Below are 14,268 nucleotides of genomic sequence, written 5' to 3'. Positions count from 1 at the left end.
TTAGGACCGCGTATATGCACCGGCGACAGCTGGCGCTGCCCGTCCAGCGTTACAGCTTCAGAACCGAATCTCAGCCAACTCTGATGCTTGGCGAGCCATTTCGGGCCGGGGCCACGCATGTAGTGCAGCTCGGGTCGGTAGCTGTCGCGCACGTCCATAGTCAGGTTGCGAACGACACTGGCGAAGTCGGAGACAAACTCAGCCGTCCTACGAGCAAAACCCGAAAATGCGGTTGCACCCATTGTTATCATCGATAAACCTCTCCTATTCCTGATGCCGCTCAACACATCAGCCGCTATGCCGAAGCGTAGCCTCCGAAAGATAGGCCAAGCCATTGCACAGAGGTTGATCCTCATCGGATCTTTGGCTGAGAGGACCACACCAAGGTTTAGGCCCTGCCCACGAGGGCCTTGCGACGGATGGGAAGGTCGCACCTCCTTCATGGCGCATTATCGCTTTCAGCCGCTGCCTCAAATTTGCGAGGTGCGGTAGTGGCAGGCGACAAGCCGAGTGAAATGGAAACCGGAGGGGCAGTGATGGAGACCACACCGAATGCGCGGTCCGCCCAGAGATGCAGCCAGTAACGCATGACCCGAATGAGCCTCGTCGGGTACCGGCGGAGCGAGAGCCTTTCATGGCTTCCGGATACTCGTTCTTTTTCAATCCGTCTGAAGGTTTACTTGATGGGCTTGGTCAGGGCGTTGTCATTGGTGTCGAGGACGAAGACAGCGAGCAGCTTTGCCGGCTCGGTCTTGCTCGCGTTTCGGCTGATCGAATGGATAGCGCCCGGCGGTTCGGACCAGCTCTCGCCTGCCCGATAGACGCGCGTCTCGCCGTCATTCACCTTCGACTCGATCGCGCCTGAAACCACATAGGCGTAGATGAAAGCCGACTTCGCGTGGGTGTGGGGAACGGAGGCCTCGCTGGGCGCGTAATCGACTTCCACGGCGATCAGCGACTTGCCAGCGATATTGGGAATGGCCGCACCGAAGTTCTTCGTGACGGTTTCGGCGTCACTGTCATGGGCGAGCATGGGGCTGGCCATCGAGAAGGTGAGGGCGGCGCAGGTGGCGGAGATGATGGTTCGGATCTTCATGGGCTTTCTCCTTCTGCATATAGGTTGGTCTTCGTTCTTCATTGCTTCCTCCCGCCTCGCCGGCCTGCTGATTGCGGACACCGAACGGGTCAGTCTCGCGGGATGAAGTCGATGTGGGGCCCCGGCTCAACAATGAACACCGCGAGCGTGGCGAGAACGCACGCGACCGCGGCGACAGCCATCGCCATGTGGAATCCCGAGAACAGCGCAGGACCGCCCTGCTGCAGGACGCCGCCGAGCAGGGCGATGGCGAAGAGGGACCCGGCGCGTGAGACCGCGCTATTGACACCGGATGCGGTCCCGGAGCGATCGGACTCGACGGAGGTGAGGACGAGGGTCGTCAACGGTGCGATTGCCAGGCTCATGCCCAGCGACAGCAACAGGATTGGCGGGAAGATGTCCGCCCAATAGGTCGCGTTCGAACCGACACGTAGCGTCAGGGCGCATCCCAAGGCGACGACGGCGCCGCCGGCGAACAATGGCAAGCGCCGGCCGAACCCGCGGCAGAGTATGCCGGCGAGTGGCGAGACGACCGTAATCAGCACTTGCAGGGGAATGAAGGCCAGCCCCGCCATCAGCGTCGGCAGGTGTGCGCCCCGGATCATCACGAACGGGATCAAGGTTAGCATGACCGTGAGCGCTCCGTAGAGGAGCGCGGTGAACAGGTTCGCGCCGACGACCGACCGCGAGGTGATGAGGGACGGGGGCAGCATGGCGTTCTCGCCCAATCGCTGTTCGGTCACGATGAGGCAGGCTAAGCCGCCCAGACCGATGATCAGGGTGACGAGCACCCAAAGGGTCAGACCGGAACCGTTGGTGAGGCTGGTCAGGCCCGCGCCCAGCCCGCCGAGGCCGGCTGTCGAAAAGATCGCCCCGCCGACGTCGACCCGGGCGTGGCTGGTCGGGGAGTCCGTGGGTATCCACACAATGCCGGCGGCCAGCGCGCCGGCGACCACGGGCAGGAGCATTAGAAAGGTCATCCGCCACGACCCGTGATCCAGGATCGCGCCGGCGATTGCGGGCGCGACTGCGCTGGCGACAGCCGCGGCGGCGGACCAGATGCCGACCGCGCGGGCTTTCTTTTCTGAGGGAAAGGCCCGCCCGAGCACGGAAAGGCCGTTGGGCAGGATCAAGGCTTCGCCCAAGCCTTGCAGGAACCGGCTGGCGATGAACAGGGCGAAACTCGGCGCGAAACCAATCGCGGTCGCGCCGAGGCCATAGAGAGCAATCCCCGCGAGGAAGATCCGCTTCTGTCCAAACCGGTCACCCAGAGCGCCGGCGACCAAGGTCAGGGCCGCGAGCGGCAGGAGTTCGGCGTTCATCACCCACTGCAGGTCGAGCGGCGACAGGCGCATGTCTCGGCCAATCGCCGCGAGCGCGACCGTGACGACGGCGCCGCTGACGAACACGAGGCAGCTGCCCAGGCTCGACGCGGCAAGCACCTTTGTGCTGCCCTGCGCGCCGACGGCCTTAGGCTCGGAGAGCGCCAGGCTGCGGTCGGTCAGGATTAGAGACGCGCTGCTCACGACCTAATCTCTCAGGTCAGGTCGAGCGATTCGCGGCGCGCGCGCTCATTGGCCAGCAGCCAGAAGCCGCGCCGCCGTGTCCGTTCGCGGAACACTCCTCGCAACATCAATTTAACCTCAAGCAGCCTCTCGCTAAGCCACCGTCACTTCCGGCCCGCGCGGCGCCGCCGGACGCGCGACACAACGGTTGAGGCACGCCTGCACGTCAAGAAAGCGGTCGAAGCCGACGAGCTCTTTGCCGCCTTCAACCCGCCGTGCGCGTGTCCAATCCCGAACGCATCGCGACCGGCTTCTCAGGCGCGTTGAAAACCGACGTCGTGAGTAGGACAGCGGCAGCGAGGACCCAGTAGTACCATGCGTCGAGTCCGAAGAACTTGAAGGCAAACGGGGCGACGACAAACACCACTCCGACCGCGCGATCGACCCAAAGGTGCAGCCAGTAGGGAATGATGCGGACGAGCCCGGTGGGGTGGTCGGTCAGGGCGGCCAAGAGTAGCGCCGCCACACCGACAACAACCGAAAGCCACATTGCGACCGGTCCGCTCTGGCCGAGCTTCAGCGCGAACGGCGCTGCGATCAAAACGATCGCGACGGGATAATCGATCAGGTAGGCGTGGATGGACTTGGTGATGAAGCGGAACGACATCGGCGATACTCCCATGTGCTCGGTTGTTCGAGCGGATCCTTGCGACGCGGAGGACCAGCCACCCACGAGGACGATCACGCCGTCCTTTGCTGGCAAGCACTCCGTACGACCGCCACGGGCCAGCCCGGCTGGACGCACAGAAAGGCTATGCCGATACGCCGACCATTAGAAATGCCCGGTCGTTATTGTTTCTATTCCGCTCGCCCGGCGCGGCGCGCCGTCGATCGCGCCGCGCGCAGTTGACGCACGACCCGCGCAGGCCATCGCGATCACGCCCGGTTATCGACTACATGCCCTATCTTCATGACGTTTGCGCGCCGTCGCCGAATACTGTGTTGCTTGTGAAGGAGGACTGGCGATGGCCACGACGGTTGCAGGCCCTGCTGGAAGTAACAACGACTGGAGGTCTGCAGAGACTGCTGCCGGGCGCAACGTCGGCCTCTCCCTTTGGAGGGGCGTTCGAGGAAGGTGCCCGCGCTGCGGGCGCGGTCGTCTGTTTTGCGCATTTCTCAAGGTCGACGACCACTGCTCTATCTGCAGCCTCGATTTCACCGGACACCGGGCCGACGACCTGCCGGCCTACCTGGTGATCGTCATCGTCGGACACGTCTTGGTTCCGATAATACTCTGGATCGAGGTGGACTATGCGCCGTCGCTAGCGTTTCAGCTTGGCGTCTACCTTCCGATTACGGCCTTGGCCTCGATAGCTCTCTTGCAGCCGGTCAAGGGCGCCGTCGTGGCGCTGCAATGGTCACTCAGGATGCACGGCTTCGACGAGCATCCGTCCGACGAATTGCAGACTTGAGGGGGAAGGTGCCTCAACAGAATTGGCAGCCGCTACTGTCGCGCAGCGGCGTTTGGCCGGTCGGAGGAATCCTAACATGACGACTGAGAAGGCGGTGTTGGCCGGCGGTTGCTTCTGGGGCATGCAGGATATGTTCCGCCGACTGCGAGGCGTGGTGTCGACGCGAGTCGGCTATACTGGCGGCGATCTCCCCAATCCGAGCTACTGCAACCACCAGGGGCACGCCGAGGCAATCGAGATCGTCTTCGATCCCACGGTCGTAACCTACCGGGCCATCCTTGAATGCTTCTTCCAGGTCCACGACCCGACAACGTACGAGCAGCAGGGGAGCGACTTTGGGCCGAGCTACGTTCCGCCATCTTCTACACGGACGAGCAGCAGAAGGACACGGCGCTCGCGACGATTGACGAAATCGAAGCCTCTGGTTTGTGGCCCGGTCCCTTGGTGACTGAAATCAACCCCGAGGAACTGTTCTGGCAGGGCGGAGCCCGAGCATCAGGACTATCTGCAACGACACCCGGGCGGCTACAGCTGCCACTTCTTCCGACCGAACTGGCGACTGCCGTCAGCTAAAGCATTCCAGAAGTCGCAAACCGACGGAAACTGACCTGCAACTAGCGGCGATGCTGAGTCAGGGTGAGGCTCGTTGCTAGGCTGATGGCGTCGCGAACACGTCGGCTCCGCGGTGCCGGCGCATAATAGCGGTGGCGGCCTCGAACTGTTCTGCACTGGCGGGGTGGACGATCACCACGATGCCGCCGTTGAGTATCTGACTCTCGGTCCACTCATGCACCTGGGCTTCGTGTCGCTGCCCGAACAAGGCCGCGAGCCCGCCCACACCACCCCCGGCAGCCAACCCGGCTAGCATAGCCGGCGCGGCCGCTCCGCCCGTTGTTGCCAAGACGGCACCGGCGCCGACGAACGACGCGACAGTGGCCGCGAGCGAGGTCGCAAGCGTGCGAACCTGCTGGCGGTCATCGCTCAAGCCGATCTCGATGCGAGGCAGCTGCTTGATGTCGCAGCCAACAGCGCCCGCACAAGACGCTGCGATCTCTTCCTGCGCGAGGAAGCTTATGCGAGCGCGGTCAATCCCCGCGGCTCCCAACTCTCTTACAGCAGCCTCGAATTCAACTTCACTTTGCAGCGCGCCAATGACCTCTCGCAAATCGCTCACAATGTCATCCCCTGAGCTTGCTTTCCTGTCTTGAGGGCCTCGGCCCGTGCCGCGCACCGCGCCCGGCTCTCACGAGTAGTCACCGCCGCTTTGCTGAGTGAGGTTGCCGAGGTAGGCACGCTTCCCGATCTTCGCTCCGAGGTGACGGAGGATCGCGTGCGCAATCGAGATGTGGAAGAAGAAGTCGGGCACCACAAGGTGGCGGATGTAGTCTTCGCCGCCAAACCACCCGCGCACTATAGGCGGCGTCAGCTCGTATGTGTGGGACTGGGCGCCAGAAATCTCGTCCGGCTGCACGCTTTGCAGGAATCCGCGAGTCTCAAGGAGCCGCCCTTTCAACGCCGGATACATCATCGGGGTGTCACTGGGGGCTGGCGGATCGTGCTGCATCAACTTTGCCATGTGCGCCTCGACCTTGTTGCAGCTTACGGAGAACTGTTCTCCGAAAGTGAGCATGTCGAGCGCGAGCCGTTCAGCAAGGATCCTCCCAGGCTCAAATCCCTTGGTCCGCTCGAGCGCTTGGGCGTGATCAAGATAGTCGTCCATCACGTTCAAGCCATGCAGCATGACAGGGACTGTGATGTCATATACCGAGAAGGACATGCCGACCTCCATGCGCTCGTTTGTAATCTGAACGTCGGACGGACCCGAAAGGTCGCGGACCGAAGCAAATCGTCACAATAAGCTCTTCAATCTTCTGGCTCGCCGCACCAGCTCGCCAGACACGACACTGGCCTCCGCGAAACCGCGGCAAGAGGAGAACGCCTGCGTATGCGGCCGCCTAGCGACGCAGGACGGGATATCCATTCACGTAAATCCAGTCGGTGTCCTTGGCGGGCACGTGGCATCCTTGGCAATCGGTGTGGTAGTCGGTCGAGGTAGTCTTGAGCGGCTTGTCTGAGTCGAACCACGACCATCCCCACCCGTCGCCCCACAGTGGATTGCCGGGATGCGTTCCCTTGCTGTCTTTCACCATGACGAACCAGCCCTTGAGCTTGTCGGCGTGGCTTACTGTGCCGGTGGTCATCTCGTTCGTCGAGGTCGCGAAGACCTCTTTCACCAGGACGGCGCCGTCCGGGAAGTGTCCCGTCTTCCGGTAGGCGTCGATCGCCCCCGGGGATGCGTAGACGGTGTGCATTTCCTTCGAGCCTCCGCCGCTGTCGGCGGCAATCGCCCAACTTCCGAGTGCTTGGTAGAGGGTTCGGTAGTCTGCCGGCACGCGCAGGTGCCCGGCAGCGTCCACCACGTTCGCTGTCGGGTCGGCCGGAGCCGCTCCGCTGATCTGAGCGATCGCCGCCACGGTGCCGGCGATCAGCGAGACGGCGACAGCCAGGCCGACAGTCCTCGATAATTTCATTGGGGGCTCCTTTGCTGCCCGCGCACGGCACGGCGGCTCGGCGCAATCGCTTCAATCAATGTCGAGGCAGCCGCGTGTTCGGCCGACCCAGTGGACCTCAGGATCGGACGCAGCCAGCGAAATTAGAAATTCCGTTTGGTCATGGATTCGATAAGCGCGGGGTATCGTTGCCTAAAAGCGCTGTGCGCGTGCGTCCCCACCGCCTTCGATCAGCCGTCGAGGAGGGCGCGGCGCAATACTGCCTTGAGGTCAAATGACAGCGAATCGGAGAGGTCAATCACCACGTGGGCGTCGGCTGGCCACCCAGGTCGGAGATTTCCGCGCGCCTTGGGCAGAACGGCGTATGCGACCGCGATAATCACGTTCGCAAGTCACGAAGCCAATGCACCGATCCTGACGCCGCACATTCCCGCGATGATCGCGGCCGCGACGATGGCGCTCATCGCGACACAGACACCCCAAAGGCGATCGGTATTACGTTGGTCGACACCGTGCGTGATCAGCACCACTCTCAGCCCTGAAGCAAGGTGGCTCAGGACGAAGAAGGCGCCGAGCGCGTAGTGAGGCAGCAGACGGATATTCCATGCGTCATGAATGAGCCCAGTCGGGGCTCCGATCGCGAAATTCCAATCTGTCGGTATGCCGAGGAAGCTTCGGGCGTAGACGAAGACCGAGTTCATGTGGCCGAGAATGTACACTGAGAGATAGGCTCCCGAAGCGACCTGATAGGTCCGCTGGAAGTCATGCGCTGCGGCGCTCCAGCGCCACGCCAGAAAGAGGCCGGTGCCGATCTGGAAAAGCATGGCCGCCACCAACAACGGTTCACCTATGGCAGAGCGATAAACCACGCGTCCGATTTTCATAACGGCCGCATGCGCATCCGGTCCTATCAAGCCGAACAGATGATTGGTGAGATGAAACACCACATATAGGGACAGGACCACAGCCGTTACCCCGTGGACCACGCGCCAGGCCCCGACTGCAGGCACAGCTGCAGCGACCGGATCTCGGGCAGACTGCGACCAGATCGCAATTGCGAGCCAAATCGCGCACCAGACGACCTCGTCGGGAATGGGGCTTTTGATCAAGGTCTGGACAACGCCGAGAAAGACATAGAGCGTTGGCGACACCACGCTGGCGTAGGCGAGGCGTCTTGAACCGGGGTTGGACGTCGGACGACAAGCCAGAGCGATCCCAAGAAACGGCACGATGAACGCAACGACCAGGATGGAGGTCGCGCTGGCGATTGCGAGCGGTGGCAGGCTTACGGCCCGCGTGCCGACGATGGCATGAAAAGCATTGAGCAGAAATGGATAACAAATCGCCGCCGCTGCGGGAACCAGAGCCACGTAGTCAACGTGCTTCTCAAGAAAACTTCTGCGGTTCTGCGGGCGAACGAATGCTTCGATCATAGACACCTATAAAGCCACAACAAAGAAACCGGTGTGCGAGACGACTTCCAAGGCAGGTTGAAGAGTTGCCTTCGCGTATCACGCAGCGCGGCAAGCGGCAATAACAAGCGTCTATCGACTCCATGGCGAGAGGTGATTTCCCATGCCGGCATTGCAAGGTCATTTTCCAAAAGTTGGTCCAACTAATCTCAGCAATCCCGACTATAACGGCAAGAGCCAGATCGGCGTCTCGCCGGTGCAATCGACAGTCGGGAACCAGCGGCGGTGCAGCGCGGTCGACGCTTATCTGCGTCCACACCTCGCCTCGGGCCGCGTTACTCTTCTCACCGGCAAGACGGTCCTTCGCATTCTCGTCGAGAACAAGCGGGCTGTCGGCGTCGAGTTCGTGGACAACGGTCTGCGGAGGATCATGGCCGGCGAGGTTGTGCTGTCGGCCGGCACGGTCCATAGCCCAACGATCCTCATGCACTCGGGCATCGGGCCAGCCGAACAACTTCGCCAGCACGGTATCGCGGTGATCATCGATTCTCCGGAGGTCGGCGAAAATCTCCACGACCACGCGATCGTGCCAGTCCGTGCCTATGTGAAGGGCGATCTCGGCTATCAGGCTGCCGCGCAGGGCCTCGGCAGCGTGAAGGCGGGCCTGCGCTATTTCGTCACCAAGGATGGCCCGGCGTCGGGCAACGGCATCGAGACGGTTTCTCACTGGAATCCGTCCGACTTCACCGCCGAACCCACGATCCAATGCTATCACGTGCCAATCATCGCGGCCGATGGAATCAGCCCGACGGGCGACCGCTCGGGCATCACCTTCGAACTCGTGGTGCTTCAGCCCAAGAGCCGTGGCTGGGTGCGGCTGGCCGACAGCGACCCCACGTCGATGCCGCTCATCAACCCGAACTTCGTCGGCGAGGAAGAAGACTTGAGGGCCGCGGTGGAATCGGTGCGCGCGATCCGCAAGGTCATGGCGCAGGAGTCGCTGGCGCTGGTGATCACGGAAGAGATCGAGCCCGGCCCGCGCATCCAGTCGGATGCCGAGATCGGCGAATGGGTGAAGCGTGCCGTCACGACGATGTTTCACCCGGTGGGCACGTGCCGGATGGGCCAGGATGCGCGAGCGGTGGTTGACGCAAGGCTCAGGGTCCGCGGGGCCGAGGGCCTCCGGGTGATTGACGCCTCTATCATGCCAAACATCACTAGCGGCAACACGAACGCCCCGACCCAGGCGCTCGCGCGCCACGCCGCGGCAATGCTGGTCGAGGATATGAACCGGTCTTGGGGAGCTCCGGCGCAAGCCGGCGACGGCGCTGGCAGTTTCCCAGCCCGTCGATCTCTCCTTCAATTGCAACATTCTAGGTCCTCGGGGATGCGGAAGTGAGTGCGACTGACAAAACGGAGTACCCGACTCCGACGCCCCGGCTCGATCGCAGTTCGTTTCGCCGCCTTGCACGATGCGGCGGCGCTCCGATCGGTCTGCTGTTCGCGCTCGCGCTTGCTGGCTGCCACGAGAGGGCGCAATCGCAGGCGGCCGCGCCTCCGCCGCCGCGGGTGATGGTGGCACAACCGGTCAAACGGACCGTCACCGACTGGGACGAGTTCACCGGCCGCTTCGAGGCGATCCAGGAGGTTCAGGTCCGTGCCCGCGTCGGCGGCTTCGTCAATAGTGTAGAGTTCAAGGATGGTGCGACCGTCCGCGCTGGCGATCTGCTTTATATCATCGATCCGCGCCCGTTCGAGGCGGTTAAGCTGCAAGCCGAAGGGCAACTCGCCGACGCGCGCGCTAAAGGGGCGCTTGCCAAGCGCGATCTCGAGCGCGGGCTGACCCTCGTGCAGACCAGCGCGGTCTCCGAACAAGTCGTCGATCAGCGCCGCCAGCAGCTGCAGGCGGCGCGTGCCGCCGAGACCCAGGCCGACGGCGCGTTGAAGGCCGCACAGCTCAATGTCGAATTCACGCATGTGGTGGCGCCGATCACCGGCCGCGTCAGCCGCCATCTGGTGACCGAGGGCAATCTCGTGCAGGGCAGCGAGGGCAGCGCGACGCTATTGACCTCGATCGTTTCGCTCGATCCGATCTACATCTATTTCGACGTGTACGAGGCGACCTATCTGAAGAACAACAAGCTGTGGTTCGAGGGCAGGCGGCCGAGCTCGCGCGACACGGCCAACCCCGTGCAGGTGACGCTCACCGGCGAGACCAAACCCTCGCATGAAGGAAAGATGGATTTCCTCGACAACCGGCTGGACGCGTCGACCGGCACGCTGCGCAGCCGCGCGATCATCCCCAACCACGATCTGTCCATTCTGCCCGGACAATTCGGTCGCGTGCGGCTGATCGGCTCCTCGCCCTATGAAGCGCTGCTGTTGCCGGATGCGGCTATCGCGACTGACCAGTCGCGCAAGATCGTATTCGTGGTGAAGGATGACGACACGGTGGAAGCGCGCGCGGTCGAGCTCGGACCGATCAACGAGGGTCTGCGCGTGATCCGCACGGGCCTCAAACCCGAAGACCGCGTCATCATCGACGGCATCCAGCGTGCCCGCGTCGGCGCCAAGGTTAACCCGCACATGACCGAAATTGGCGGGAGCAAGACATGAATCTCGGGCGTCTTTCCGTCAACCAGCCCATCCTGGCGATGGTGCTGTCGATCGTGCTCCTGATCGTGGGCGCGATCGCCTATCGGACGCTACCGGTTGCCGAATATCCTGGTGCCGCCGACCGTGGTGATAACCGCGCAATATCCGGGCGCCTCCGCGCAGACCATCTCGGATACCGTGGCCGCTCCCATCGAGCAACAGATCAACGGCGTCGAGGATATGCTGTATATGTACAGCCAGGCGACCTCGAATGGCCAGCTCACCATCACCATCACCTTCAAGCTCGGCACTGACCTCGACAAGGCGCAGGTGCTGGTGCAGAACCGCGTCGCAATCGCCCAGCCGCAATTGCCGGAGGAAGTGCAGCGCAACGGCGTCGTCACCAAGAAGGACTCGCCCGACATCCTCATGGTCGTGTTCATGCTGTCGCCCGACGACTCGCTCGACCAGCTCTACATCTCCAACTATGCGTTGCTGCAGGTGCGCGACCAGTTGCTGCGGCTTGACGGCATCGGCGACATCCAGATCTTCGGCGCGCGCGATTATTCGATGCGGCTGTGGCTCGATCCCGACAAGATCGCCAATCTCGGCCTGACTTCGAACGACGTGGTTGCAGCGGTCCGCGCCCAGAACCTGCAGATCGCGGGCGGCCAGCTTGCGAGCCCACCGATTGCTGACCGCGCCTTCCAGCCAAACCTTACTTTCGTTGGCCGGCTGAAGGATCCATCCCAATTCGAGGACATCGTCGTCAAATCGGGCCAGGACGGCCGCATCGTTCGCCTGCACGACGTGGCGCGGATCGAGCTCGGCGCGCTCGACTATTCCACCAACAGCTTCCTGTTCCGCAAGTCAGCGGTGGCGTTGCGGGTGACACAGCGGCCAGGATCGAACGCGCTTGCGACCGCCAAGGGCATTAAGGACACGATGGAGAAGCTGAAGGTCGGCGTCCCCAAGGGGCTCGACTACAATATCGGCTACAACCCGACCGAGTTCATCCGGCAGTCCATCACCGAGCTGATCAAGACGATCTATGAAGCGATGGCACTGGTTGTCGTCGTGGTGCTGGTGTTCCTGCAAGGCTGGCGTCCGACGATCATCCCGATCGTGGCGATCCCGGTATCGCTGGTTGGTACCTTTGCGGCCATGGCAGCCCTCGGCTACGGCATCAACAATCTCACGCTGTTCGGCCTCGTGCTCGCGGTGGGCATTGTGGTCGACGACGCCATTGTCGTGGTCGAAAATGTTGAGCGGCATCTCGCGCGCGGCTTGAGCCGGCGCGAAGCCGCGCTGAAGACCATGGAGGAAGTCGGCGGCGCACTGGTCTCGATTGCGCTGGTGCTGTGCGCGGTGTTCGTGCGCGACCGCGTTTCTCGGTGGCATTACCGGGCAGTTCTTCCAGCAGTTCGCGGTCACCATCGCGGTCGCGACAGCAATTTCCTGCTTCTGTTCGCTGACCCTGTCGCCGGCACTGGCTTCGCAGATCCTGCTTCCGCACGAGGAGAAGCGGCCGTCGGCCGGCTGGAATCTGATCGCGCGCGGCTGGGAATGGTTCATCAGGCTGTTCAACCGCGGCTTCGACTGGCTGTCGCTTTATTATGCTGACGTTGCAGGCTTCGTGATCCGGCATCGCGTGGTGATGCTGCTCGTCTATGTGGTCCTGATCGGCAGCGCCGGCTGGCTGCTTGTCACCACGCCCCAGGGCTACATTCCGGCACAGGATCGCGGCTACGTGATCATATCCGCGCAACTGCCGGGCGCGGCCTCGCTGGCGCGGACCACTGAGATCGTTCGCAGGATCGAGAGCATCGCGCTCGATACGCCCGGAATTTCGCATATCGCGGTCCTTGCAGGTCTGTCGGGAGCGACCCGCACACAGGCAAGCAACTCGGCGGCGCTGTTTCCAGTGTTCGAAGAACCGGAGGTGCGCCGCAAGAAAGGGCTGAACGCGCAGGTGATAACGGCAAATCTGCGCAAGCGGCTATCGGCCATTGAAGGTGCATTCATCATCGTGATCCCGCCACCGCCGATCCCCGGCATCGGCACCGGCGGCGGCTTCACCATGCGCATCCAGGACCGGCAAGGCCGTGGTCCGAAGCTGTTGGCGGATGCGACTGACGAACTGGTCGCAGCGGCGCGCAAGTCGCCACTGCTCCTCGCCCCCACTGTGTTCTCGCCGTTCTCCTCGAACACCCCGCAGGTCTTCGTCGACATCGATCAGGTCAAAGCGCAGAAGCTCGGCGTTCCCATCCAGAACATCACCGACACGATCCAGACGTATTTCGGCTCGACTTATGTCAACGACTTCAACCTGTTCGGCCGCACCTTTCATGTCACCGCGCAGGCCGATCTGCCGTTCCGGAAGGAGCGTCCTGATCTTGCGCGACTACGGACCCGCAACGCCAATGCCGACACGGTGATGCTCGGCAGCGTCGTTGAGTTCAAGGACGTCTCGGGCCCCGATCGCGTCGCCCGCTACAATCTCTATCCGACGGCCGAGCTACAAGGCGAAGGCTTGCCGGGGACGAGTTCGGCGACCGTGATCGCCGCTATGAAGAAGCTCGCCGAGGATAAATTGCCGAGTGGCTTTTCCTTCGAATGGACCGACCTGTCCTATCAGCAGGTTACCGGCGGCAACACAGGATTGTTCGTGTTCCCGATTTGCGTGCTGTTCGTCTATCTGGTTCTGGCCGCGCAATACGGGAGCTGGAGCTTGCCGTTTTCCGTCATGCTTATCGTGCCAATGTGCTTGCTTGCCGCCACTATCGGGGTCCGCATCATGGGCCAGGACGTCAACATTCTCACCCAGATCGGGTTCATTGTGCTGGTGGGATTGGCCGCCAAGAACGCGATCCTGATCGTCGAGTTCGCGCGGGACATCGAGCTTGAGGGTAAACCGCGGCTGGAGGCAGTGATCGAGGCCTGTCGGTTGCGACTGCGGCCGATCCTGATGACCTCGTTCGCCTTCATCCTCGGCGTGCTGCCGCTCGTGATCTCCACCGGCTCCGGATCGGAAATGCGCCAGGCGGTCGGCGTCGCCGTGTTCTTCGGCATGCTCGGCGTCACGCTGTTTGGGCTGATCTTCACGCCGATCTTCTACATGGTGGTGCGCAATCTCGCGGAAGGCAAGAACGAGGGCAAGCCGACCCAGACGACAGCGGTCGCGGCGGAGTGAGTTGCGGTGACGCCAATGCGCGATGAAGCCGGAACAACTCATGCTGCCGTGTAAGGCAGGAGGACGGGCGATGGCCACGACGGTTGAAGGCAATGTTGTAAGTCACGACCATGACTGGACGTCAGCAGAGACTGCCGCCGGGCGCAAAGTTAGCCTCTCCCTTTGGAGGGGCATTCGAGGAAGGTGCCCGCGCTGCGGGCGGGGTCGCGTGTTTTGTGCGTTTCTCAAGGTCGATAACCACTGATCTGTCTGCCACCTCGATTTCACCGGCCGCCGGGCCGACGACCTGCCGGCCTACTTAGTGATTGTCATCGTCGGACACGTCTTGGTTCCGGTGATTCTCTGGATCGAGGTGGACTATGCACCGTCGCTGGCATTTCAGCTTGGCGTCTATCTTCCGATTACGCCCTAGGTGGTGTGGACTCTAAGGATTCCCTTTTGAGAGCAAATCAGATTCAAGGCTTCTTTTTGGGAGGCGGCCTTGG

Annotated in this window: 10 protein-coding genes and 3 pseudogenes; 6 read left to right on the top strand and 7 right to left on the bottom strand. The window is 62.4% G+C overall.

Annotation, left to right across the window (positions count from 1 at the left end; translation table 11 throughout):
• Positions 1 to 676: 676 nt before the first annotated feature.
• The 3 genes from Q2M23_RS21405 to Q2M23_RS21395 all read right to left on the bottom strand — a co-directional run bounded on the left by Q2M23_RS21405 (position 677) and on the right by Q2M23_RS21395 (position 3,268).
• Entirely contained in the window at positions 677 to 1,096 is a 420-nt protein-coding gene (locus tag Q2M23_RS21405) for a cupin domain-containing protein (RefSeq protein WP_316396938.1), read from the bottom strand.
• 89 nt (positions 1,097 to 1,185) lie between these two features.
• Positions 1,186 to 2,622 (bottom strand): MFS transporter, encoded by a 1,437-nt coding sequence (locus Q2M23_RS21400; protein WP_316396937.1) that lies wholly within the window; start codon positions 2,620 to 2,622, stop codon positions 1,186 to 1,188.
• A 244-nt stretch (positions 2,623 to 2,866) separates the two neighbouring features.
• Complete coding sequence (locus Q2M23_RS21395; protein ID WP_316396936.1) at positions 2,867 to 3,268, bottom strand: hypothetical protein; 402 nt, start codon at positions 3,266 to 3,268, stop codon at positions 2,867 to 2,869.
• 358 nt (positions 3,269 to 3,626) lie between these two features.
• Here Q2M23_RS21395 and Q2M23_RS21390 point away from each other — a divergent pair, with 358 nt between their 5' ends.
• Together Q2M23_RS21390 and msrA are read left to right on the top strand one after the other, a co-directional pair.
• Positions 3,627 to 4,073, top strand: a complete 447-nt coding sequence (locus Q2M23_RS21390) for a DUF983 domain-containing protein (protein WP_410469749.1) — start codon at positions 3,627 to 3,629, stop codon at positions 4,071 to 4,073.
• Between the two features lie 76 nt (positions 4,074 to 4,149).
• Positions 4,150 to 4,680, top strand: a pseudogene (gene msrA, locus Q2M23_RS21385) (peptide-methionine (S)-S-oxide reductase MsrA).
• A gap of 42 nt (positions 4,681 to 4,722) precedes the next feature.
• Here the strand turns inward: msrA and Q2M23_RS21380 are convergent.
• The 4 genes from Q2M23_RS21380 to Q2M23_RS21365 all read right to left on the bottom strand — a co-directional run bounded on the left by Q2M23_RS21380 (position 4,723) and on the right by Q2M23_RS21365 (position 8,016).
• Positions 4,723 to 5,247 carry a hypothetical protein gene (locus tag Q2M23_RS21380; protein ID WP_316396935.1) on the bottom strand — a complete coding sequence of 175 codons (525 nt, stop codon included), beginning with the start codon at positions 5,245 to 5,247 and terminating at the stop codon, positions 4,723 to 4,725.
• A gap of 69 nt (positions 5,248 to 5,316) precedes the next feature.
• On the bottom strand, positions 5,317 to 5,850 hold the full coding sequence (locus Q2M23_RS21375) for a DUF1993 family protein (RefSeq protein ID WP_316396934.1): 534 nt from the start codon (positions 5,848 to 5,850) through the stop codon (positions 5,317 to 5,319).
• Positions 5,851 to 6,028: 178 nt separating this feature from the next.
• Positions 6,029 to 6,604, bottom strand: a complete 576-nt coding sequence (locus tag Q2M23_RS21370) for a cytochrome P460 family protein (protein ID WP_316396933.1) — start codon at positions 6,602 to 6,604, stop codon at positions 6,029 to 6,031.
• Positions 6,605 to 6,975: 371 nt separating this feature from the next.
• The gene (locus Q2M23_RS21365) at positions 6,976 to 8,016 is read right to left on the bottom strand and encodes a hypothetical protein (RefSeq protein ID WP_316396932.1); all 1,041 of its coding nucleotides are present in this window, start codon (positions 8,014 to 8,016) and stop codon (positions 6,976 to 6,978) included.
• 142 nt (positions 8,017 to 8,158) lie between these two features.
• On the opposite strand from Q2M23_RS21365, the gene Q2M23_RS21360 reads away from it, so the two are divergent.
• From Q2M23_RS21360 to Q2M23_RS44055, 4 genes and pseudogenes are all read left to right on the top strand, one after another.
• A complete protein-coding gene (locus tag Q2M23_RS21360; RefSeq protein ID WP_316396931.1) occupies positions 8,159 to 9,394 on the top strand; it encodes a GMC family oxidoreductase in 1,236 nt (411 codons plus the stop codon).
• Between the two features lie 89 nt (positions 9,395 to 9,483).
• Positions 9,484 to 10,611 (top strand): efflux RND transporter periplasmic adaptor subunit, encoded by a 1,128-nt coding sequence (locus Q2M23_RS21355; protein ID WP_316396985.1) that lies wholly within the window; start codon positions 9,484 to 9,486, stop codon positions 10,609 to 10,611.
• Positions 10,608 to 13,783 (top strand): annotated as a pseudogene (locus Q2M23_RS21350) (efflux RND transporter permease subunit). Before Q2M23_RS21355 ends, Q2M23_RS21350 begins: the two are co-directional and overlap by 4 nt.
• 259 nt (positions 13,784 to 14,042) lie before the next feature.
• A pseudogene (locus Q2M23_RS44055) lies at positions 14,043 to 14,195 on the top strand (DUF983 domain-containing protein); the annotation flags it as partial.
• Positions 14,196 to 14,268: the final 73 nt, after the last annotated feature.

This window comes from Bradyrhizobium sp. 33ap4, from assembly GCF_032654765.1.
GTDB lineage: Bacteria > Pseudomonadota > Alphaproteobacteria > Rhizobiales > Xanthobacteraceae > Bradyrhizobium > Bradyrhizobium australafricanum.
This window is presented reverse-complemented; position numbering and strand designations above follow the sequence as displayed.

Coding starts and splice junctions, on each gene's coding strand:
- Q2M23_RS21390 (WP_410469749.1), top strand. CDS start 3,627: ATGGCCACGACGGTTGCAGGCCCTGCTGGAAGTAACAACGACTGGAGG.
- Q2M23_RS21360 (WP_316396931.1), top strand. CDS start 8,159: ATGCCGGCATTGCAAGGTCATTTTCCAAAAGTTGGTCCAACTAATCTC.
- Q2M23_RS21405 (WP_316396938.1), bottom strand. CDS start 1,096: ATGAAGATCCGAACCATCATCTCCGCCACCTGCGCCGCCCTCACCTTC.
- Q2M23_RS21395 (WP_316396936.1), bottom strand. CDS start 3,268: ATGTCGTTCCGCTTCATCACCAAGTCCATCCACGCCTACCTGATCGAT.
- Q2M23_RS21375 (WP_316396934.1), bottom strand. CDS start 5,850: ATGTCCTTCTCGGTATATGACATCACAGTCCCTGTCATGCTGCATGGC.
- Q2M23_RS21370 (WP_316396933.1), bottom strand. CDS start 6,604: ATGAAATTATCGAGGACTGTCGGCCTGGCTGTCGCCGTCTCGCTGATC.
- Q2M23_RS21365 (WP_316396932.1), bottom strand. CDS start 8,016: ATGATCGAAGCATTCGTTCGCCCGCAGAACCGCAGAAGTTTTCTTGAG.